Here is a 19,886-nt window from a genome sequence, read left to right on the forward strand (position 1 = left end):
GCCCATATGATCGGTAACTGGAACTACGGTACGGGCCGCCGCAAGAGCGCTGTCGCACGTGTCTTCATCAAGGCTGGCAAGGGCGACATCATCGTCAACGGCAAGCCCATCGCTGACTACTTCTCGCGCGAAACGTCGCTGATGATCGTGCGTCAACCGCTGGAACTCACGAACCACGGCCAGACGTTCGACATCAAGGTGAACGTGACGGGCGGCGGTGAAACGGGTCAGGCAGGCGCAGTGCGCCACGGCATCACCCGTGCACTGATCGACTACGATGCGACGCTGAAGCCGTCGCTGTCGACCGCAGGCTTCGTCACGCGCGATGCACGTGAAGTCGAGCGTAAGAAGGTTGGTCTGCGCAAGGCACGTCGCGCAAAGCAGTTCTCGAAGCGTTAATTCCGCTTCATGGCCTCGCCGCTTTCGGGCGGCGTCCGCCGAAAAAACCGCCAGCTTTCGCGCTGGCGGTTTTTTTATGCCCGCGCGACGGCCACCCGCGGGGCCACGCGATTGAAATCAACAAGAACCTATTGATTTCATGGACATCAGCACGATCTTCTGATCGGCCCTACAATAGCGGCTAAAGCTTTTTGGAGAGTTCGCATGAACGCTGTTACCGAATCCGCAGCAACGACGGCCGAAATGCCGGTACCGTTCGTCTTCACCGACGCCGCGGCCGACAAGGTCAAGCAACTGATCGACGAAGAGGGCAATCCCGACCTGAAGCTGCGCGTGTTCGTGCAGGGTGGCGGCTGCTCGGGCTTCCAGTATGGCTTCACGTTCGACGAGGAAGTCAACGAGGACGACACCGTGATGAACAAGAACGGCGTCCAGCTCCTGATCGACTCGATGAGCTACCAGTACCTGGTCGGCGCCGAGATCGACTATAAGGACGACCTCAACGGCGCCCAGTTCGTGATCAAGAACCCGAACGCCACGACCACCTGCGGGTGCGGCTCGTCGTTCTCGGTCTGAGCATCCGGCAGATCCGCGCCGGTTCGCCGATATGAAAAACGGGGCTTCATGCCCCGTTTTTTTCATTCCCGTCTGCGATGCAGCGCCCGCCGCGCGGCGGGCATCGCGTCAGCGCGGATAAAGTGCGCCGAGCACACGGTTGCCGGCTGCGCCGGTCACCGTCGCGAGATTGCCGGGCTCGCGCGCGGTGAAGCGGTACGCGAGCCACGCGAAGGCGAGCGCCTCGACCTGTTGCGGCGGCACGCCGAGCGCGGCGGTCGTATCGACCGAGGCCGGCACGCCGGCCTCGTGCAGCGCGTGCCTGAGCGCGTCGAGCAGCACTGGGTTGCGTGCGCCGCCGCCGCATACGAAAAGGGCCTTGCAGCCCGATGCGTGCGTGGCGACCTCGCGTGCGACCGACACGGCAGTGAGCGCCGTGAGGGTTGCCTGCACGTCCTGCGGCGCAACCTGCGCGAACGCGGCGAGCTTCGCGTCGAGCCACGCGGGATTGAACAGGTCGCGGCCGGTGCTTTTCGGCGGCGGCGCGGCAAAATAGGGCTCGTCGAGCAGTGCGTCGAGCAGCGGCGCATGCACGGTGCCGCGCGCGGCGAACTTGCCGCCGTCGTCGTACGGCTTGCCGAGATGGCGGGTCGCCCATTCGTCGAGCAGCGCATTCGCGGGGCCGCAGTCGAAGCCGCGCACGTCGCCGCCTTCGCCGGGCAGGATCGTGATGTTGCTGATTCCGCCCAGATTGCAGACGACCCGCGTCTCGCCGGGCGCGCCGAACACCGTCGCATGGAACGCCGGCGCGAGCGGCGCGCCGTGGCCGCCAGCGGCCACATCGCGGCTGCGGAAATCGGCGATCACGTCCACCTGGGTCAGTTCTGCGAGCAGCGCCGGGTTGTTGAGCTGCCGCGTATAGCCGCGCTCGGGGCGATGGCGCACCGTCTGGCCGTGCACGCCGATCGCGCGAATCTCGTCGCGCGACAAGCCGGCGGTGCGCTGCAATTCATGGCAGCACACCGCGTAGCGCGCGACGAGCGCGTTCGCCGCGAGCGATTCCCGGTCGATTTCGTCGTCACCCGGCTGCTGCAGCGCGAACAGCGCGTCGCGCAGCGATTGCGCGAAGCCGACGAACGCTTCCGCGAGCACGACCGGTCCGTGGCCGGTCTCGAAACGCACGGCGACGCCGTCGACGCCGTCCATGCTGGTTCCCGACATCAGCCCGAAGTAGATGCCGTCGGCCGGATGGGCAGGTTGCGGATGTCGTTGCGGCACGTTGGGTTCTCCTGGATCGAGCGGCGCGGGCCGGTGCCACGCGCCTTGCGCCCGATTATCCGCGCAACCTGACGCATCGTTAAGCGATGCACGCGCAAGTTATGGGAAAATCCCTGTCTTTGCGACATTCTTCCCGGCACCGATGAGCACCGAACCCAGTTCCAAGCCTGTTTTCCCGATCACCGACGAAGTCCGCCATGCGCTCGCCGTCACGAAGCGCGGCGTCGACGAGCTGCTGATCGAGGAAGAGTTCGCGCAGAAGCTCGCGCGCAGCGCGGCCACCGGCACGCCGCTGCGCATCAAGCTCGGCCTCGACCCGACCGCGCCCGACATCCACATCGGCCATACGGTCGTGCTGAACAAGATGCGTCAGCTGCAGGACCTCGGTCATACCGTGATCTTCCTGATCGGCGATTTCACGTCGCTGATCGGCGATCCGTCGGGCCGCAACGCGACGCGTCCGCCGCTCACGCGCGAACAGATCGAATCGAACGCGAAGACCTACTTCGAACAGGCCGCGCTCGTGCTCGACCGCGAAAAAACCGAGATCCGCTACAACAGCGAATGGTCGATGCCGCTCGGCGCGGACGGGATGATCAAGCTCGCGTCGCGCTACACGGTCGCGCGGATCCTCGAGCGCGAGGATTTCACGAAGCGCTTCCAGGGCGGCGTGCCGATCTCGATCCACGAATTCCTGTACCCGCTGATGCAGGGCTACGACTCGGTCGCGCTGAACGCCGATCTCGAGCTCGGCGGCACCGACCAGAAGTTCAACCTGCTGGTCGGCCGGGAACTGCAGAAGCAGTACGGCCAGGAACAGCAGTGCATCCTGACGATGCCGCTGCTCGAAGGCCTCGACGGCGTCGAGAAGATGTCGAAGTCGAAGGGCAACTACGTCGGCATCAGCGAGAAGCCGACCGACATGTTCGGCAAGCTGATGAGCATCTCCGACACGCTGATGTGGCGTTACTTCGAACTGCTGTCGTTCCGCAGCCTCGACGAGATCGCCGGCTTCAAGCGCGACGCCGAAGGCGGCCGCAACCCGCGCGACTTCAAGGTGCTGCTCGCGCAGGAAATCGTCGCGCGCTTCCACTCGCAGGCCGACGCCGAGCGTGCGCTCGACGACTTCAACCACCGCGCGAAGGGCGGCGTGCCGGACGACATCCCGTCGGTCACGCTCGCGGGCGCGCCGCTCGCGATCGGCCAGTTGCTGAAGCAGGCCGGCCTCGTGCCGTCGACGAGCGAAGCGCTGCGCAACATCGAGCAGGGCGGCGTGAAGATCGACGGTGCGACCGTGTCCGACAAGGGCCTGAAGGTCGAGGCCGGCGAGTTCGTCGTCCAGGTCGGCAAGCGCCGCTTCGCGCGCGTCACGCTGAGCGCATGATCGCGCTGATCCAGCGCGTGAAGCGTGCCGACGTGCGCGTCGGCGACCGCACGACGGGCGAGATCGGCGCGGGCCTGCTCGCGCTCGTCTGCGCGGAGCGCGGCGACAACGAGGCCGCGGCCGACAAGCTCCTCGCGAAGCTGCTCGGCTATCGCGTGTTCAGCGACGCGGCCGGCAAGATGAACCTGCCGGTGTCGAACATCGACGGTGCGGGCGGAGCAGGCGGCCTGCTGCTCGTGTCGCAGTTCACGCTCGCGGCCGATACCAACAGCGGGCTGCGGCCGAGCTTCACGCCGGCCGCGCCGCCCGACGAAGGCGCGCGCCTGTTCGACTATTTCGTCGCGGCCGCGCGCGAGCGCCATCCGTTCGTCGAGACGGGCGAGTTCGGCGCCGACATGCAGGTGTCGCTCGTCAACGACGGCCCCGTGACGTTCTGGCTGCAAGTGCGGCCCTGACACTTTCCGGAGACGCGCCGCGATGGCCACCACGCAGATTCTGTTCATTCGCCATGGCGAAACGGCCTGGAACCGCATCAAGCGCATCCAGGGCCATATCGACATTCCGCTGGCCGAAACGGGGCTCGCGCAGGCGCGGCGGCTGGCCGTCCGGCTCGCGCGGGAAGCGCGCGAAGGGCAGCGGATCGACGCGATCTATTCGAGCGACCTGATGCGCGCGCAGCAGACCGCGCAACCCTTTGCCGATGCGCTCGGGCTGCCGCTGCAGCTGCGTGAAGGGCTGCGCGAACGCGCGTACGGCGTGTTCCAGGGGCATGACAGCACCGAGATCGAGACGCTGTTTCCGGACGCCTACGCCGCGTGGCAGACCCGCGACCCAGGCTTCGCGCCCGACGGCGGCGAGTCGCAGCGCGAGTTCTATCACCGTGTGCTGCATGCGCTCGAGCCGATCGTCGCGGCGCATCCGGGCGGCCGGATCGCTTGCGTCGCGCACGGCGGCGTACTCGACTGCGTGTACCGCTTTGCAAACGGTCTCGAGTTGTCGGCACCGCGCAGCTATCAACTGCTCAACACGAGCATCAACGTCGTCGATTACGTCGATGGCCGCGCGCAGGTCGTGCAATGGGCCGACGTGTCGCATCTGGATGCCGCGAGCGACGACGACGGGTATCGAAAGGTACTCTGATCCGATCGTATCGGCCCGGCCTGGCGTGATGGGCCAGGGCGCTTCGTACGAGCGTGCGTGGAGGCAATCGCGTCAGCTTGCCACCGTATTTCCCAACAAATCGAAATGATCCGAAGGATCGTCAGGCGGGCGGATCGCCGTCGGGCGGTGGCGCGGCTGCGCGGCGGCGTGCGCGTTTCGACGCGCCGTTGACGAGCGCCCAGCGCAGCACGGGGGCGACCGCCCGAACCCCGGGCCTGACCACCGCACGCCGCAGCGGTGCGAACGTCGATACCCCGAGCATGCGCTGCGCCCACGGCGGCAGCAGGTCGATTCCCGCATGCATGATCAGCGACGCGGCCGGCCGCAGCGCGGGCGTCGCGACCGGCACGTTCAGCAGGATGTCCATCACTTCGAAGGTGCGCGGCCCGGCCGCGAGCTCGGGCTGCATGCGCGCGAGATAGGCCGCCACCTCGACCCGCGAACGAGGAACGTCGCGGGCGCCGAGCAGCTCGGCGACCAATGCCGTTTCAGCGTAGTAGCCATCCTGCAACTCGCCCGGCAAGGACGGATTCACATAGCGCAGATGCGCGGCGAGGAAGCTCGATACTTCCGCGACATGCACCCACGTCAGCAACGCTGGATCGTCGGCCCGGTACGGCCGGCCGTCGGGCGCGGTGCCCGATATGCGCGCGTGGATCGCTTTCACGCGCTCGATCAGCGCGAGTGCGTCCGCGCGGCTGCCGAACGTCGTGCCCGTGATGAACGTGGCGGTGCGCCGCAAGCGGCCGAGGATGTCGGTGCGAAACGACGAATGATCCCAGACGCCCGCGAGCGCGAGCGGGTGAAGCGCCTGCAGCAGCAGCGCCGCGATGCCGCCCGTCATCATCGACGTGAAATCGGCATGCACGCGCCAGCAGATGGCGTCGGGGCCGAACAGCCCAGGATCCCCGGGCGGCGACGAGAGATCGAGCGATGGACCGCCGCCGCCCGCCGTCAGGTGCGTGACGCCGGCCACGAGCCGCTTGCGGATCGGCTCGGCCCAGCGCGGGCTGGGTGCGGGGTGAGGGCTGGGCGGCGTGGTCATGGCTGGCTTGGCGCGGGCGGCCGGCTACTTTCCGGCGGGGGTGTCCCACATCCCGCGTTCGGTGTTGCCGGCGTCGGGCGCGGAGAGTCCGAAATGGCGATACGTGAGCAGCGTCGCGACGCGCCCGCGCGGCGTGCGCTGCAGGAAGCCCTGCTGGATCAGGTACGGCTCGAGCACGTCCTCGATCGTGTCGCGTTCCTCGCCGATCGCCGCCGCGAGGTTGTCGATGCCGACCGGGCCGCCGTCGAACTTGTACAGGATCGCCTCGAGCAGCTTGCGGTCCATCAGGTCGAAGCCGACCGGGTCGACGTCGAGCATCGCGAGCGCGGCGTCGGCGACGGCCGCGGTGATCTGGCCGTCGGCCTTCACTTCCGCGAAGTCGCGCACGCGGCGCAGCAGCCGGTTCGCGATCCGCGGCGTGCCGCGCGAGCGCTTCGCGATCTCCAGCGCGCCGCTCGGATCGATGTGCGCGTTCAGCAGCGACGCCGAGCGCCGCACGATGCGCGCCAGCTGTTCGGCATCGTAGAACTCGAGACGCGCGACGATCCCGAAGCGATCGCGCAGCGGGTTGGTCAGCATCCCCGCACGCGTGGTCGCGCCGACCAGCGTGAACGGCTGCAGGTCGAGCTTCACGCTACGCGCGGCCGGCCCTTCGCCGATCATGATGTCGATCTGGTAGTCCTCCAGCGCCGGATACAGGATTTCCTCGACGACCGGCGACAGCCGGTGGATTTCGTCGATGAACAGCACGTCGTTCGCTTCGAGGTTGGTCAGCAGCGCGGCGAGGTCGCCCGCGCGCTCGAGCACGGGGCCCGACGTCTGGCGCAGGTTCACGCCCATCTCGCGCGCGATGATGTGCGCAAGCGTAGTCTTGCCGAGGCCCGGCGGCCCGAACAGCAGCACGTGGTCGAGCGGCTCGGAGCGGCGCTTCGCGGCCTCGATGAAGATCTCGAGCTGGCCGCGCACCTTTTCCTGGCCGACGTAGTCGTCGAGCTGGCGCGGCCGCAGCGCGCGTTCGAACACCTCCTCGTGCGACGAGGTGGGCGTGGCGGCGATGATCCGCTCGGCGGCGAGTTTGTCGGTTTCAATCATGCGGCCATTGTACCGCGCGCCGTCACGCGGCCGAACTGGCCGAACGGCCGACTGGCGCGCGCCGCACGGCGGCGCGACACTGGTTCCGACAGCCGGTTCGGGCGCCTGCCCGGGCCGCCGTTACACCTTCGACAGTGCCTTGAGCGCGAGCTTGATGCCTTCGGACACGCCGGTGCCGGCCGGCACGTTCTTGATCGCGGCAAGGCCTTCCTTTTCGGAATAGCCGAGCGCGACGAGCGCGTTGAGGATGTCGGTCGCGTGATCGGACTGCGATGCGGCGCTGGCGAGCGCACCGAGGTCCGCGCCGAGCTTGCCCTTCAGCTCGAGCAGCAGGCGCTCGGCGGTCTTCTTGCCGATGCCGGGCAGGCGCGTGAGGCGCGCGGCGTCCTGCATCGTCACCGCCTGCGCGAGCTCCTGCACGCTCATGCCGGAGAGCACGGCGAGCGCCATGCGCGCGCCGATGCCCGTGATCTTCAGCAGTTCGCGGAAGGTCGTGCGCTCCTGCGGCGTCAGGAAGCCGTACAGCAGGTGCGCGTCCTCGCGCACGATCTGCTGCGTGAGCAGCACGACGCGCTCGCCCGTCTGCGGCAGGTTGTAGAAGGTGCTCATCGGCACGTCGATTTCATAGCCGACGCCGTTGCAGTCGACGAGCAGGTGAGGCGGGTTCTTTTCGAGCAGGATGCCGGCGATGCGACCGATCATGGATGGCGGGATGCGAGGAGGAAAGGGCGAGTGTAGCGCAGGTGCGGCGCGATGCCGATGGGTGGGCCGTCAGGTCGGGGCGATGCACCGCGCGTGCGCGACGCGCGTGGCTGCGCGCCGCATCGGGCGATTGGGCGATTGCGTGCCGTCGCGTCAGCCGACGAGCCGTCCGCGCCGCACGCGCAGCCCCTTTTTCGCGAGCGCCGGCGCGAGGCCGCCGATCGCGCCGATCGCGCCGAGCGTACTGCCGCTGTGCGCATGGCAGATCGCCATTCCGAGCGCGTCGGCCGCGTCGCTGCCGGGCTGGCCCGTGAGGTTGAGCAGCCGCGTGACCATCTCCTGCATCTGCGACTTGGTCGCGCGCCCGTAGCCGACGACGGCCTGCTTCAGTTGCAGCGCGGTGTATTCGGCGACCGGCAGGCCGCCGGAGACGAGTCCGCAGATCGCCGCGCCGCGCGCCTGGCCGAGCAGCAGCGTCGACTGCGGGTTCACGTTGACGAACACCTGCTCGATCGCGGCCTGGTCGGGCGCGTGTTCGCGCACGAGCGTCGATACGCCCTGGAAGATCGTGCCGAGCCGCGTGGCCAGGTCGGCCGTCGGCGTGCGGATCACGCCGCTTGCGACATAGGCGAGCCGGTGGCCGCTGACGTCGATGACGCCGAAGCCGGTGACGCGCAGGCCGGGGTCGATGCCGAGAATTCGCATGAGTGAGGAGAAAAACCAGATGCAGCGATACTACAACGAATGGTGCGTGGCGCCGGCCGCATTGTCGCGTGCGCCGGCGGCGCGCAATAAAAAACCCGGCGGGTGCGATGCCGCCGGGTTTGCGTGCGGCGGCCGCGCGGGCCGCGTGCGATCAGTGACGGAAGTGACGCACGCCCGTCAGGATCATCGCGATGCCGTGCTCGTCGGCTGCCGCGATCACTTCGTCGTCGCGCATCGAGCCGCCCGGCTGGATCACGCAGGTCGCGCCTGCCGCCACGACGACGTCGAGGCCATCGCGGAACGGGAAGAACGCATCCGACGCGACGGCCGAGCCGGCCAGCGTCAGGCCCGCGTTCTGCGCCTTGATGCTCGCGATGCGCGCGGAATCGACGCGGCTCATCTGGCCTGCGCCGACGCCGAGCGTCATGCCGTTGCCGCAGAACACGATCGCGTTCGACTTCACGTACTTCGCGACGCGCCATGCGAACAGCAGGTCGTCCATTTCCTTCGCGCTCGGCTGACGCTTCGTGACGACGCGCAGCTCGCTCGGCTGCACGTTCTTCGAATCGAGCGACTGCACGAGCAGGCCGCCGCCCACGCGCTTCAGGTCGAAGGCGTTATGACCGTCGCCCAACGCGATCTCGAGCAGACGCACGTTCTGTTTCGCGGCGAACACCTGCTTCGCGGCGTCCGAGAACGACGGCGCGATCAGCACTTCGACGAACTGCTTCGCCACCGCTTGCGCGGCCGCCTCGTCGACTTCGCGGTTGAACGCGATGATGCCGCCGAACGCCGACGTCGGGTCGGTCTGGAATGCCTTCGCGTATGCGTCGGCCGAATCATTGCCGACCGCGACGCCGCACGGGTTCGCATGCTTGATGATCACGCAGGCCGGCGCGTCGAACGTCTTCACGCATTCCCACGCCGCGTCCGAATCCGCGATGTTGTTGTACGACAGCTCCTTGCCCTGCAGCTGGCGGTAGTTCGCCAGTGCGCCGGCCGGCGCCGCGAGGTCGCGGTAGAACGCGGCGCTCTGGTGCGGGTTCTCGCCGTAGCGCAGGTCCTGCACCTTGTCGAACGCCATGTTCAGCGTCGCCGGGTACGCGCTGCGCGACGCGTGCTGCAGCTCGTCGGTCAGGCTCGTCAGGTAGTTCGTGATCGCGCCGTCGTACTGCGCGGTGTGCGCGAACACCTTCGTCGCGAGGCGGAAGTTGGTCGCGTAGCCGATCGCGTTGCCGTTCGCCTTCATTTCGTCGAGCACGACCGCGTAGTCGGCCGGATCGACGACGACCGTCACGTCGCGGTGGTTCTTCGCGGCCGAGCGCAGCATCGTCGGGCCGCCGATGTCGATGTTCTCGATTGCATCGGCGAGCGTGCAGTCGTCCTTCGCGATCGTCGCGACGAACGGATACAGGTTCACGACCAGCAGGTCGATCGTCGGGATGTCGTGCTGCTCCAGCGCCTGCATGTGCTCGGGCAGGTCGCGGCGGGCGAGGATGCCGCCGTGCACCTTCGGGTGGAGCGTTTTCACGCGCCCATCGAGCATTTCCGGAAAGCCCGTGTAATCAGCCACTTCGGTAACGGGCAGGCCCGCGTCGGCGAGGAGTTTCGCGGTGCCGCCGGTCGACAGCAGCTTGACGCCGAGGTCGGACAGCGACTTCGCGAAGTCGACGATGCCGGTCTTGTCGGAAACGGAAATGAGCGCTTGCTTGATCATGATGGAACCACCAATAGCCAGGGAAACGGGGACGGGACGGCCGGCCTACAGCAGGCCGTGCTGCTGCAGCTTCTTGCGCAGCGTATTGCGATTGATGCCGAGGTACTCCGCGGCGAGCGACTGGTTGCCGCCGGCCTGTACGAGCACGACCTCGAGCATCGGCTTTTCGACGCAGGACATCACCATTTCATAGACGTCGTGCGGATTGGAGCCGTCTAGATCCCGGAAATACACGTCCAGGCTCTCGCGGACACATTGTTCGATGTTGTGCTTGCTCATGCTGCTAACTGGTTATGGTCGTCCGACTCGCGCTGGCCGTTTTCCTCTTCGTCATCGACGTAGACGAGGTGGTCCGACAGCGCCTTTTGCGCCTCGAAGAATGCATTGACGGCGGCGAGCTGCTCGCGGGTGGAATCGAGCGTGTTCATCCTGTGCCGGAACCCGTTGGCACCGGAAAGGCCGCGAGTGTACCAGCCGATGTGCTTGCGCGCAGTACGGACTCCGGTGAATTCACCGTAGAACGCGTAGTGGTCTTCCAGGTGTTCGTTCATCACGTGCTGGATCTCGTCGATCCGCGGCGGGGGCAGCAGCTCGCCGGTTTGCAGGAAATGATCGATTTCACGGAACAGCCACGGCCGGCCTTGCGCGGCGCGACCGATCATCAGCGCGTCGGCGCCGGTTGCGTCGAGCACGGCCTTCGCTTTCGCCGGCGACGTGATGTCGCCGTTCGCGACGACCGGGATGCGCACGGCCGCCTTCACAGCCGCGATGGTGTCGTATTCCGCGTCGCCGCGGTAGAGGTCGGCACGCGTGCGGCCGTGCACGGTCAGCATCGAGATGCCGGCCGCTTCGGCGAGGCGCGCGACCGTGATCGCGTTCTTGTGCTCGCGATCCCAGCCGGTGCGGATCTTCAGCGTGACGGGCACCGCATCCGGCCCCGTGCCCACCGCCGCGACCACGGCCTCGACGATCCGCTGCACGAGCGGCTCGTTCTGCAGCAGCGCGGAGCCGGCCGCGACGTTGCAGACCTTCTTCGCCGGGCAGCCCATGTTGATGTCGATGATCTGCGCGCCGTTGTCGACGTTGTAGCGGGCCGCTTCGGCCATCATCGCGGGATCGGCGCCGGCGATCTGCACCGCGATCGGCTCGACTTCGCCTTCGTGGTTCGCCCGCCGCATCGTCTTCGCGCTTTTCCACAGCTGCGCATTGGACGCGACCATCTCGGACACCGCGTATCCGGCCCCCAGCCGCTTGCACAGCTGGCGGAACGGACGATCCGTCACGCCGGCCATCGGCGCGACGAACAGGTTGTTACGCAAAACGTGAGAGCCGATAACGGGCATCGCAATGGCACCGCCCGCGAGCGCCGGGCGTCGCGGGCAAAAAAGGCGGAGGGAAAACGCGCATTTTACCGTATTCCCATGGCCCGCCGATTTGACCCGGTTTGCGTGCTCCGGCTGCGCGCAACCGACGTGCGCAACTCTAGCGCGATGCGCCGCGCGTCAGTTGCGCTGGCCGAACATCATCTGGCGCGCGATCGCCTTCTTCAGCGGCGGCACGAATTCGAGCGCGGTGAGCGCCGCGCCGCGCAGCAGCGGAAGGGGGCCGGCCTCGACCGTGAACAGGCGCGCGAGCGTGTCGGTCGCGCCGATCGTGAAGCGCCGGTCGAGCGCGCGCCGCGCGTTGAAGGTCGCGAGCGCGGTCGCTTCGAAGCCTTGCGTGGACAGCGAGTCGACGAGCGTGTGCGCATCGCGCAGCCCGAGGTTGAGGCCCTGGCCGGCGACCGGATGCAGCGTTTGCGCGGCATTGCCGACGATCGCGATGCGTCCGTTGACGAGCGTCTGCGCCGCGGTCAGCCCGAGCGGGAACGATGCGCGCCCGGCGATCGCGACGAATTGACCCATGCGTTCGCCGAACGCGGCGCCGAGTTCGCGCAGGAACTCGGCGTCGGGAAGGGCGGCGCGGCGGGCTGCTTCGTCGGGCATGCAGCACCACACCAGCGAATAGTCGGCGCCGCCAAGCGGCAGCAGCGCGAGCGGGCCTTCGTGCGTGAAGCGTTCCCACGCGACGTTCGGGCGCGGCGCCGAGACCGTGACCGTGCCGACGATCGCGGTCTGACCGTAGTCGCGGCGATGCTTGCCCGTTTCGGCCTGCTGTTCGTGGAACAGCCCGCCTTCCGCGTTGATGACGATGCGCGCACGCAGCGTGCGCTGGCCTTGCGGGCCGTCGAGCGTCAGCGTGACGCCGTCGGCGTCCTGTTGCGGCGCGCGCGCGGTGGTCGACGTGAGCCAGTCGACGCGCGTGCCGCGCACCGCCTGCGCGAGCGCTTGCACGATCGAGCCGTAGCGCACCACGTAGCCGAGCGCGGCGAGGTCGTGCTCGTCCCGGTCGATCAGCGTGCGGCCGAAGTGGCCGCGCTGCGACACGTGGATGTGTTCGATCGGCGTCGCATCGGCCGGCCACGCGAGCGTGTCGAGCAGCACGCGGCTGCCGTGCGACACGGCGATCGCGCGCGGATCGTTCGCGCTCGCGGCCGGCTCGCGCGCGTCGATCAGCGCGATCGACGCGTGCTGCGTCGCGCTGCGTCGTGCGAGCCAGCCGGCGAGCGCGAGCCCGACGGGGCCCGCGCCGACGATGGCAAGGTCATAGTCCGGCGTGGCCGGGGAGGAAGCGGTCGTCATCAGTGTTCGTGAAACGGGGTAACGGTCAACGGCGGGTCGGCGAGATCGATGGCAGCCTGCGGCACGCTCAGGCGGCGTGCGCCGCGCCCGCGCGCATCAGCGCCTCGATCTCGGCAGCCGCCACCGGCACGTCGCGCGTGATCAGCTCGCAACCGTGCTCGCGCACGATCGCGTCGTCTTCGATGCGGATGCCGATGTTCCAGTATTCGGACGGCACGTCGTCGGCGGCCCGCACGTACAGGCCCGGCTCGACGGTGAGCGTCATGCCGGGTTTCAGCGTGCGCCACGGCAGCGCGCCGTTGGCGTCGCGCTCGGCGAGCCGTTCGCGGTAGTCGCCGCAATCGTGCACGTCCATGCCGATCCAGTGGCCGGTGCGGTGCATGTAGAAGCGTGCGTACGCGCGCTCGGCGATCACGTCGTCGACGCTCGAGAAGCGTGTCTTCGGGATGATGCCGGTATCGAGCAGCCCCTGTGCGAGCACGCGTACGGCTGCGTCGTGCGGCACCTCGAACGGCACGCCCGCGCGCGTCGCGTCGATCGCGGCCTGCTGCGCGGCGAGCACGATGTCGTACAGCGTGCGCTGCGCGGGCGAGAAGCGCCCGTTGGCCGGGAACGTGCGCGTGATGTCCGACGCGTAGCCGTCGAGTTCGCACGCGGCATCGATCAGGATCAGGTCGCCGTCCTGCGCGGCCGCGTTGCCGGCCGGGTAGTGGAGCACGCACGCATTCGCGCCGGCCGCGACGATCGAGCCGTACGCGGGCGCCTGCGCGCCATGCTTGCGGAACGTATAGAGCAGCTCGGCCTCGAGTTCGTATTCGCGGATGCCCGGGCGGCACACCTGCATCGCGCGGCGATGCGCGAGCGCGGAGATGTGCGCGGCGCGCATCATGATCGCGAGCTCGTGTTCGTCCTTCACGAGCCGCATGTCGTCGAGCAGCGGCGTGAGGTCGAGCATCGCGTCCGGCGCGGCGACACCCGCGCGCGCCTGCGCGCGCACCGCATCGATCCAGCCGGCGAGCTGGCGGTCGAACTCGGCCGATGCGCCGAACCGGTAGTGCACGGTGCCCGCATCGGCGAGCAGCCGCGGCATTTCGGTGTCGATCACGTCGACCGCGTAGGCCGTGTCGAAACCGAACGCATCGCGCGCGGCCTCGGGCCCGTAATGGAAACCTTCCCAGATCTCGCGGTCGGCATTCTTCGCGCGGCAGAACAGAATCGATTCCGGCGCGCCGTGCCCGGACGCGTTCAGCACGAGCACGGCGTCCGGCTCGGTGAAGCCCGTCAGGTAATGGAAGTAGCTGTCATGCCGGTACGGAAAGGCCGTATCGCGGTTGCGCAGCATTTCCGGCGCGGTCGGGACGATGGCGACGCCGCCGCCCGCGGCGCGCAGTGCGGCAAGCACGCGTTCACGGCGCTGGCGGTAGACGTCGACGGCGATGGCGGTATCGAGGGGCGCATTCATTCGTGCGATTGTAGCGCCGCCGGACGCGGCGCGTGAGGGCAGTGGCCGCAAGCCACGCCGGACGGGGCTCGGCGACGGCTGTTGCAAACCATCCACAGGCCGGATGGGCGATTTTCTACCCGGCCGCGCCGGCCGGTTATGATCGACGACAACGTATACTCTCGGCGGTTCCCTTAAAAAGGCAGATGATGAAATTAATCGGTTCGCTCAGCAGCCCGTTCGTCCGCAAGGCGCGGATCGTGCTTGCTGAAAAGAAGATCGACTACAAGCTGGAGCTCGAGAACGTGTGGGCGCCGGAGACGAACATTCATGCATCGAATCCGCTCGGCAAGGTCCCGTGTCTCGTGATGGAAGATGGTGCCGCGGTGTTCGATTCCCGCGTGATCTGCGAATACGTCGATACGCTGTCGCCGGTCGGCAAGCTGATTCCGCCGTCGGGGCGCGAGCGTGTCGAAGTGCGTTGCTGGGAAGCGCTGGGCGACGGCGTGCTCGACGCGGCCGTCGCCATCCGTCTCGAACACACGCTGCGTGAAGAAGCCCAGCGCAGCGCGAGCTGGATCGCGCGCCAGCAGCGCAAGATCGACGACGGCCTCGTCGCGATGTCGCAGGGCCTCGGCGGCAAGACGTGGTGCGTCGGTAATCATTACACGCTCGCCGACATCGCACTCGGCTGCGCGCTTGGCTACCTCGACTTCCGGATGCCCGAGCTCAACTGGCGCGAGCGCCATCCGAACCTCGACAAGTATTTCGTGAAGCTGTCGCAGCGGCAGACCTTCGCCGACACGCTGCCGCCAGCCTGACCCGCTGCCGGCGGGCAGATCGAGCAGACAAAAGAAAAGCGCCCCGCGGGGCGCTTTTCTCTTTGGCGGATCGCCCGGGCGACGGGCGATCGCATGTCCGACGCGTCAGTCGATCGACGCGTAAACGGTTTCGCCGAGCACGAACGAATCGCTGCGCGCGATCGGCCACCACTTGTCGTACAGCGAATAGCCGCAGGTCTGGCCATCGAGCAGCGCGCCGGGCTTCAGGTACTTCAGCAGCTGCGACATCAGCCGGACCTCGTGCGGCGCGACGCGCTGCACGATGTGATGCGCGCGCAGCTCGGACGGATGGCCGAGGCCGGCCGCCTGCACGAGCTCCTGCAGCGCATGCAGCGTATTGCGGTGGAAGTTGTACACACGCTCGGCCTTGTCCGGCACGACGAGGGCGCGCTGGCGCACCGGGTCCTGCGTGGCGACGCCGGTCGGGCAGCGGTCGGTGTGGCAATGCTGCGCCTGGATGCAGCCGACCGCGAACATGAAGCCGCGTGCCGAGTTCACCCAGTCCGCGCCGATCGCGAGCGTGCGCGCGATGTCGAACGCGGTGATGATCTTGCCGCTCGCGCCGATCTTCACGCGGTCGCGCACGCCGATCCCGACGAGCGTGTTGTGCACCAGCAGCAGCCCTTCCTGCAGCGGCACGCCGACATGGTCGGTGAATTCGAGCGGCGCGGCGCCGGTGCCGCCTTCCGCGCCGTCGACGACGATGAAGTCGGGCACGATGCCCGTCTCGACCATCGCCTTCGCGATCCCGAAGAACTCCCACGGATGGCCGATGCACAGCTTGAAGCCGGTCGGCTTGCCGCCTGACAGCGTGCGCAGTCGCTCGACGAATTCGAGCAGCCCGCGCGGCGTCGAGAATTCCGAGTGCGTCACGGGCGAGATGCAGTCCTTGCCCATCGGCACGCCGCGCGTCTCGGCGATCTCGGGCGTGATCTTCGCGGCCGGCAGCACGCCGCCGTGGCCGGGCTTCGCGCCTTGCGACAGCTTGATCTCGATCATCTTGACCTGCGGGTCGGCGGCCTGCTTCGCGAACTTGTCCGGGTTGAACGTGCCGTCTTCGCTGCGGCAGCCGAAGTAGCCGGACGCGATTTCCCAGATGATGTCGCCGCCGTTCTCGCGGTGGTACTTCGACAGCGAGCCTTCACCGGTGTCGTGCGCGAAACCGCCTTTCTTCGCGCCGAGGTTCAGCGAGCGGATCGCGTTCGCGGACAGCGAGCCGAAGCTCATCGCCGAGATGTTGAAGATCGAGATGTCGTAGGGCTGTGCGCGGTTTGCGCCGACCCGGATGCGGAAGTCGTGGTTCGGCAGCTTCGTCGGCGCGAGCGAGTGGCTGATCCATTCGTGCGCGACGGCCTTCACGTTCAGTTCGGTGCCGTACGGGCGGTTGTCGGCGACATTCTTCGCGCGCTGGTAGACGAGGCTGCGCTGCGCGCGCGAGAACGGTTTCTCGTCGGTGTCGTCCTCGACGAAATACTGGCGGATCTCGGGGCGAATGAACTCGAACAGGAAGCGGAAATGGCCCCACAGCGGGTAATTCCGCAGGATCGCGTGACGGTCCTGTTTCAGGTCGTACAGGCCGAGTGCGACGAGGGCGACGGGGATGATGATCCACAGCCAGGAAAGCACGTGGATCGACGCGAGGGCGGCCGCTGCGACGAGCAACAGCACGGCGCACCACATCGCGAGGTAGCGTCTGGAAAGCATGGGGACTCCGTAAGAGAATGCCGCCATGCGTACGCTGCGCGGCGGCGCACCGGCCGCGGCGGAATCGTGTTCCCCCGGGCGCGGCGTGCCGCAAGTCTAAACCGAATGGATGTCAGCGTGCTTCGGCCAGCGCGCCCGCGTGGCCCGCCGCCGCTGCCGGCGCCGTCTGGCCGGGCTGGCCGGTTGCCGCGAACTCGATGATGCCGCCGCCCAGGCAGATCTCGCCGTCGTACAGCACGGCCGACTGGCCGGGCGTCACCGCCCATTGCGCGTCGTCGAACGCGAGCGAGAAGCGCTCGCCGTCGCCCCGGCCGAACGAGCACGCGGCGTCGGCCTGTCGGTAGCGCGTCTTCGCGCCGCACGAGAAGCCGTCGGCCGGCGGCTCGCCCGCGACCCAGCTCACGTTGCCGGCGACGAGCTGGCGCGACAGCAGCCACGGATGGTCGTGGCCCTGCACGACGTACAGCGTGTTCGACGCGATGTCCTTCGCGGCGACGAACCACGGTTCGCCGCTGCCGTCCTTGCTGCCGCCGAGGCCGATGCCCTTGCGCTGGCCGAACGTGTAGAACGCGAGGCCGATGTGCTCGCCGATCACCTTGCCGTCCGGCGTCTTCATCGGGCCCGGTTTCGTCGGAAGATAACGGTTCAGGAAGTCGCGGAACGGCCGTTCGCCGATGAAGCAGATGCCCGTCGAGTCCTTCTTCTTCGCGTTCGACAGGCCGATCTGCGCGGCGATCTCGCGCACCTTCGTCTTCGGAATCTCGCCGAGCGGGAACATCGTCTTCGACAGTTGCGCCTGGTTCAGCCGGTGCAGGAAGTACGACTGATCTTTCGTATGATCGAACGCCTTCAGCAGTTCGAAGCGACCGTCGCGCTCGCGCACGCGCGCGTAGTGGCCGGTCGCGATCATTTCCGCGTCGAGCGACATCGCGTGATCGAGGAACGCCTTGAACTTGATCTCGGCGTTGCACAGAACGTCGGGGTTCGGCGTGCGGCCGGCCGAGTATTCGCGCAGGAATTCGGCGAACACGCGGTCCTTGTACTCGGCCGCGAAGTTCACCGCTTCCACGTCGATGCCGATCAGGTCGGCAACCGACACGACGTCGATCCAGTCCTGGCGCGTCGAGCAGTATTCGCCGTCGTCGTCGTCTTCCCAGTTCTTCATGAACAGGCCGACCACGTCGTACCCTTGTTCCTTCAGCAGCCACGCGGTCACCGACGAATCGACGCCGCCCGACATGCCCACTACTACACGGCGCTTGGTCATTTGCTTACCGCCTGGCGGTCGAATGCGTCCGGACGCGGCGCGACCGAATGCGTATGCAGGAAATCGAGCGGGATGCGCCGCCCGGCGAGATAGTCGTCGACGCAGCGCATCACCGCCGGCGAGCGGTGGCGCTCGCTGCACGCGCGCAGTTCGTCGGCGCTCATCCACAGCGTGCGGACGATGCCGTCGTCGAGCACGTGGCCGGGCAGCGGCTCGCCGGCCGTGCCGCAGAACGTGAAGCGCAGGTAGGTCGCGCCGGCGGTGCCGGGGCGGTCGTAGTGCGCGAGATAGACGCCGACGAGCGCGTCGGGCACGAACGGATGCGCGGTTTCCTCGAGCGTCTCGCGGATCACGGCGTCGGCGAGCGTCTCGCCGGCTTCGAGATGGCCGGCCGGCTGGTTGATGCGCAGGCCCGTGGAGGTTTCTTCCTCGATCACGAGAAAGCGACCGGCGCGCTCGACGAGCGCTGCGACGGTCACATGCGGGGTCCAGATTTCGGGTTTCATGGTTCGGCATTTTACCGGTTGCGCCCGGACGCTGCCGGCCCCCTTCGTTGGGCGGATCCGACCCTGGTCGTTCGGGGCGCGGCTACGGGCGGCCGATTTGTCGTGGTGCGGATCGGCGGCGCGGCCATTAGCGGCGAACGGCCGGAGCGGCCGGAGCGGCCGGAACGGATCGAACGGATCGAATCGAACGGCCCGAACGACCCGAACGACCCGAGGCAAACGAGGCAAACGAGGCGAACGAGACGAACGACCCGAACGACCCGAACGACCCGAACGACCCGAGGCGAACGAGACGAACGAGACGAACGAGGCGAACGAGGCGAACGAAGCGAACGAAGCGAACGAAGCGAACGAAGCGAACGAAGCGAACGAAGCGAACGAAGCGAACGAAGCGAGCGGACCGCGCGGATCGAGCGGACCGAAGACGCCGAATCGCACCCCCATTTTTCACGGCGCGACGATCGCCGCGACACAGCCGGCGATCGCATCCCGCACGCGCACGATCGCCGGGTCGCGCTGCGTGCTCGTGCGCCAGCCGATCTCCACCGGGTAGCGCGGCAGCTCGACCGGGCACGCGAGTGCGCGCAGCGACGTCGACTGCGCGATCGCGCGTGCAGCATGCGCCGGAATCGTCGCCACCGTGGCGGAGCCGGCGAGCAGGTACGGCAGCGCCGCGAAGTGCGTGGTCGAGGCCACGACGCGCCGCTTGTGGCCGAGCGCGGCCAGCGCCTCGTCGACGATCCCGATCACGCCGCCCGACGATACGAGCAGGTGATCGCGCTGCAGGAACTCGGCGAGCGCGAGCGTGCGCGGCGCTCGGGCACGGCCGGCCGGATCGATCAGGCACGCGTAGCCGCCCGTCGCGACTGCGCGCCGGCTCAGGCCGTTGGCCGAGAACCCGCCCGACGCGATCGCGAGATCGACGCCGTGCCGCAGCAGCGCGTCGCCCGCGATGCCGCTGTGCGTCTGCCGGAAGATCAGCCGGATGCCCGCGGCTTCCCGCGCGATGGCGTCGATCAGAGCGCGGCCGAGCGCGATCTCGAAGTCGTCCGACAAGCCGATCGAGATCGTGCGGCCGACCCGCTCGCCGCCGTCGGCCGCGATCGCGAGGCTTTCGCGGCAGCGGTCGAGCGCATCGGACAGGATCGGCTTGAGTTCGTCCGCGCGCGGCGTCGGCGCGAGCCCGCGGCCAGTGCGCACGAACAGCGGATCGGCATAGATCACCCGCAGCCGCGCGAGCGCCGCGCTGACCGCCGACTGCGTGAGGCCGAGCCGCAGCGCCGCGCGGCTCGCGCCGCCTTCCTCGTACAGCGCCTCGAACACCTTCAGCAGGTTCAGGTCGAGCCCGGCGATATCATCCGCATTCATGTCAGTTATCGTTGTATCGATTTGATCGATGAAATGATA

The 19,886-nt window shown here is 67.9% G+C and carries 20 protein-coding genes; 6 read left to right on the forward strand and 14 right to left on the reverse strand.

What is annotated here, in order from left to right:
* Positions 1–6: 6 nt before the first annotated feature.
* Both rpsI and erpA read left to right on the forward strand, forming a co-directional pair.
* A complete protein-coding gene (gene rpsI / locus ACP26O_RS03100; protein WP_006751887.1) occupies positions 7–399 on the forward strand; it encodes a 30S ribosomal protein S9 in 393 nt (130 codons plus the stop codon).
* Positions 400–603: 204 nt separating this feature from the next.
* Positions 604–975, forward strand: coding sequence for an iron-sulfur cluster insertion protein ErpA (gene erpA, locus ACP26O_RS03105; RefSeq protein WP_006751888.1), 372 nt, complete (start codon positions 604–606; stop codon positions 973–975).
* A gap of 108 nt (positions 976–1,083) precedes the next feature.
* Here the strand turns inward: erpA and ACP26O_RS03110 are convergent, their stop codons facing one another.
* On the reverse strand, positions 1,084–2,232 hold the full coding sequence (locus tag ACP26O_RS03110; RefSeq protein WP_175665308.1) for an anhydro-N-acetylmuramic acid kinase: 1,149 nt from the start codon (positions 2,230–2,232) through the stop codon (positions 1,084–1,086).
* Between the two features lie 142 nt (positions 2,233–2,374).
* Between ACP26O_RS03110 and tyrS the strand changes: the two genes are divergently transcribed.
* From tyrS to ACP26O_RS03125, 3 genes are read left to right on the forward strand one after another with little or no spacing between them, the layout of a single operon-like run.
* Positions 2,375–3,616, forward strand: coding sequence for a tyrosine--tRNA ligase (gene tyrS / locus ACP26O_RS03115; protein ID WP_006751890.1), 1,242 nt, complete (start codon positions 2,375–2,377; stop codon positions 3,614–3,616).
* On the forward strand, positions 3,613–4,071 hold the full coding sequence (gene dtd, locus ACP26O_RS03120; RefSeq protein ID WP_175665307.1) for a D-aminoacyl-tRNA deacylase: 459 nt from the start codon (positions 3,613–3,615) through the stop codon (positions 4,069–4,071). The genes tyrS and dtd overlap by 4 nt, the downstream gene beginning before the upstream one ends.
* A gap of 22 nt (positions 4,072–4,093) precedes the next feature.
* Positions 4,094–4,756 carry a histidine phosphatase family protein gene (locus ACP26O_RS03125; protein WP_175657194.1) on the forward strand — a complete coding sequence of 221 codons (663 nt, stop codon included), beginning with the start codon at positions 4,094–4,096 and terminating at the stop codon, positions 4,754–4,756.
* Positions 4,757–4,877: 121 nt separating this feature from the next.
* On the opposite strand, the gene ACP26O_RS03130 is transcribed toward ACP26O_RS03125, so the two are convergent.
* The 9 genes from ACP26O_RS03130 to ACP26O_RS03170 all read right to left on the reverse strand — a co-directional run bounded on the left by ACP26O_RS03130 (position 4,878) and on the right by ACP26O_RS03170 (position 14,181).
* A complete protein-coding gene (locus ACP26O_RS03130; RefSeq protein WP_175665306.1) occupies positions 4,878–5,822 on the reverse strand; it encodes an oxygenase MpaB family protein in 945 nt (314 codons plus the stop codon).
* 24 nt (positions 5,823–5,846) lie between these two features.
* The gene (gene ruvB, locus ACP26O_RS03135; protein ID WP_175665305.1) at positions 5,847–6,914 is read right to left on the reverse strand and encodes a Holliday junction branch migration DNA helicase RuvB; all 1,068 of its coding nucleotides are present in this window, start codon (positions 6,912–6,914) and stop codon (positions 5,847–5,849) included.
* Between the two features lie 120 nt (positions 6,915–7,034).
* Positions 7,035–7,616: a Holliday junction branch migration protein RuvA gene (gene ruvA, locus ACP26O_RS03140; protein ID WP_175665304.1), complete on the reverse strand. Its 582-nt coding sequence runs from the start codon at positions 7,614–7,616 to the stop codon at positions 7,035–7,037.
* Between the two features lie 153 nt (positions 7,617–7,769).
* On the reverse strand, positions 7,770–8,321 hold the full coding sequence (gene ruvC, locus ACP26O_RS03145) for a crossover junction endodeoxyribonuclease RuvC (RefSeq protein ID WP_175665303.1): 552 nt from the start codon (positions 8,319–8,321) through the stop codon (positions 7,770–7,772).
* 151 nt (positions 8,322–8,472) lie between these two features.
* A complete protein-coding gene (purH, locus tag ACP26O_RS03150; RefSeq protein ID WP_012363106.1) occupies positions 8,473–10,038 on the reverse strand; it encodes a bifunctional phosphoribosylaminoimidazolecarboxamide formyltransferase/IMP cyclohydrolase in 1,566 nt (521 codons plus the stop codon).
* A gap of 45 nt (positions 10,039–10,083) precedes the next feature.
* Complete coding sequence (locus tag ACP26O_RS03155; RefSeq protein WP_006476892.1) at positions 10,084–10,317, reverse strand: Fis family transcriptional regulator; 234 nt, start codon at positions 10,315–10,317, stop codon at positions 10,084–10,086.
* The gene (gene dusB, locus ACP26O_RS03160; RefSeq protein WP_012363107.1) at positions 10,314–11,381 is read right to left on the reverse strand and encodes a tRNA dihydrouridine synthase DusB; all 1,068 of its coding nucleotides are present in this window, start codon (positions 11,379–11,381) and stop codon (positions 10,314–10,316) included. The genes ACP26O_RS03155 and dusB overlap by 4 nt, the downstream gene beginning before the upstream one ends.
* A gap of 159 nt (positions 11,382–11,540) precedes the next feature.
* Entirely contained in the window at positions 11,541–12,719 is a 1,179-nt protein-coding gene (locus ACP26O_RS03165) for a UbiH/UbiF/VisC/COQ6 family ubiquinone biosynthesis hydroxylase (protein ID WP_175665302.1), read from the reverse strand.
* A 67-nt stretch (positions 12,720–12,786) separates the two neighbouring features.
* Positions 12,787–14,181, reverse strand: a complete 1,395-nt coding sequence (locus tag ACP26O_RS03170; RefSeq protein ID WP_175665301.1) for an aminopeptidase P N-terminal domain-containing protein — start codon at positions 14,179–14,181, stop codon at positions 12,787–12,789.
* A gap of 185 nt (positions 14,182–14,366) precedes the next feature.
* Here ACP26O_RS03170 and ACP26O_RS03175 point away from each other — a divergent pair, with 185 nt between their 5' ends.
* A complete protein-coding gene (locus ACP26O_RS03175) occupies positions 14,367–14,981 on the forward strand; it encodes a glutathione S-transferase family protein (protein ID WP_041489763.1) in 615 nt (204 codons plus the stop codon).
* Between the two features lie 105 nt (positions 14,982–15,086).
* Here the strand turns inward: ACP26O_RS03175 and ACP26O_RS03180 are convergent, their stop codons facing one another.
* From ACP26O_RS03180 to ACP26O_RS03195, 4 genes are all read right to left on the reverse strand, one after another.
* Positions 15,087–16,706 (reverse strand): FMN-binding glutamate synthase family protein, encoded by a 1,620-nt coding sequence (locus tag ACP26O_RS03180; protein WP_426356289.1) that lies wholly within the window; start codon positions 16,704–16,706, stop codon positions 15,087–15,089.
* 112 nt (positions 16,707–16,818) lie between these two features.
* Entirely contained in the window at positions 16,819–17,973 is a 1,155-nt protein-coding gene (gene mnmA, locus ACP26O_RS03185; RefSeq protein ID WP_175665300.1) for a tRNA 2-thiouridine(34) synthase MnmA, read from the reverse strand.
* The gene (locus ACP26O_RS03190; RefSeq protein ID WP_006751904.1) at positions 17,970–18,479 is read right to left on the reverse strand and encodes an NUDIX hydrolase; all 510 of its coding nucleotides are present in this window, start codon (positions 18,477–18,479) and stop codon (positions 17,970–17,972) included. Before ACP26O_RS03190 ends, mnmA begins: the two co-directional genes overlap by 4 nt.
* Positions 18,480–18,926: 447 nt before the next feature.
* A complete protein-coding gene (locus tag ACP26O_RS03195; RefSeq protein ID WP_175665299.1) occupies positions 18,927–19,847 on the reverse strand; it encodes a LysR family transcriptional regulator in 921 nt (306 codons plus the stop codon).
* Between the last annotated feature and the right edge of the window lie 39 nt (positions 19,848–19,886).

It is taken from the genome of Burkholderia sp. R-40, assembly GCF_049942845.1.
Taxonomy (GTDB): Bacteria; Pseudomonadota; Gammaproteobacteria; order Burkholderiales; family Burkholderiaceae; genus Burkholderia; species Burkholderia ambifaria.

Bases quoted from the DNA above. Each gene is read 5' to 3' on its own strand.
- ACP26O_RS03165 (WP_175665302.1), bottom strand. From the start codon at position 12,719: ATGACGACCGCTTCCTCCCCGGCCACGCCGGACTATGACCTTGCCATC.
- ruvA (WP_175665304.1), bottom strand. From the start codon at position 7,616: ATGATCGGTCGCATCGCCGGCATCCTGCTCGAAAAGAACCCGCCTCAC.
- tyrS (WP_006751890.1), top strand. From the start codon at position 2,375: ATGAGCACCGAACCCAGTTCCAAGCCTGTTTTCCCGATCACCGACGAA.
- ACP26O_RS03155 (WP_006476892.1), bottom strand. From the start codon at position 10,317: ATGAGCAAGCACAACATCGAACAATGTGTCCGCGAGAGCCTGGACGTG.
- ACP26O_RS03180 (WP_426356289.1), bottom strand. From the start codon at position 16,706: ATGCTTTCCAGACGCTACCTCGCGATGTGGTGCGCCGTGCTGTTGCTC.
- ACP26O_RS03125 (WP_175657194.1), top strand. From the start codon at position 4,094: ATGGCCACCACGCAGATTCTGTTCATTCGCCATGGCGAAACGGCCTGG.
- erpA (WP_006751888.1), top strand. From the start codon at position 604: ATGAACGCTGTTACCGAATCCGCAGCAACGACGGCCGAAATGCCGGTA.
- purH (WP_012363106.1), bottom strand. From the start codon at position 10,038: ATGATCAAGCAAGCGCTCATTTCCGTTTCCGACAAGACCGGCATCGTC.
- ruvC (WP_175665303.1), bottom strand. From the start codon at position 8,321: ATGCGAATTCTCGGCATCGACCCCGGCCTGCGCGTCACCGGCTTCGGC.
- ACP26O_RS03130 (WP_175665306.1), bottom strand. From the start codon at position 5,822: ATGACCACGCCGCCCAGCCCTCACCCCGCACCCAGCCCGCGCTGGGCC.
- ACP26O_RS03190 (WP_006751904.1), bottom strand. From the start codon at position 18,479: ATGAAACCCGAAATCTGGACCCCGCATGTGACCGTCGCAGCGCTCGTC.
- dusB (WP_012363107.1), bottom strand. From the start codon at position 11,381: ATGCCCGTTATCGGCTCTCACGTTTTGCGTAACAACCTGTTCGTCGCG.
- ACP26O_RS03170 (WP_175665301.1), bottom strand. From the start codon at position 14,181: ATGAATGCGCCCCTCGATACCGCCATCGCCGTCGACGTCTACCGCCAG.
- mnmA (WP_175665300.1), bottom strand. From the start codon at position 17,973: ATGACCAAGCGCCGTGTAGTAGTGGGCATGTCGGGCGGCGTCGATTCG.
- ACP26O_RS03175 (WP_041489763.1), top strand. From the start codon at position 14,367: ATGATGAAATTAATCGGTTCGCTCAGCAGCCCGTTCGTCCGCAAGGCG.
- ACP26O_RS03195 (WP_175665299.1), bottom strand. From the start codon at position 19,847: ATGAATGCGGATGATATCGCCGGGCTCGACCTGAACCTGCTGAAGGTG.
- dtd (WP_175665307.1), top strand. From the start codon at position 3,613: ATGATCGCGCTGATCCAGCGCGTGAAGCGTGCCGACGTGCGCGTCGGC.
- rpsI (WP_006751887.1), top strand. From the start codon at position 7: ATGATCGGTAACTGGAACTACGGTACGGGCCGCCGCAAGAGCGCTGTC.
- ruvB (WP_175665305.1), bottom strand. From the start codon at position 6,914: ATGATTGAAACCGACAAACTCGCCGCCGAGCGGATCATCGCCGCCACG.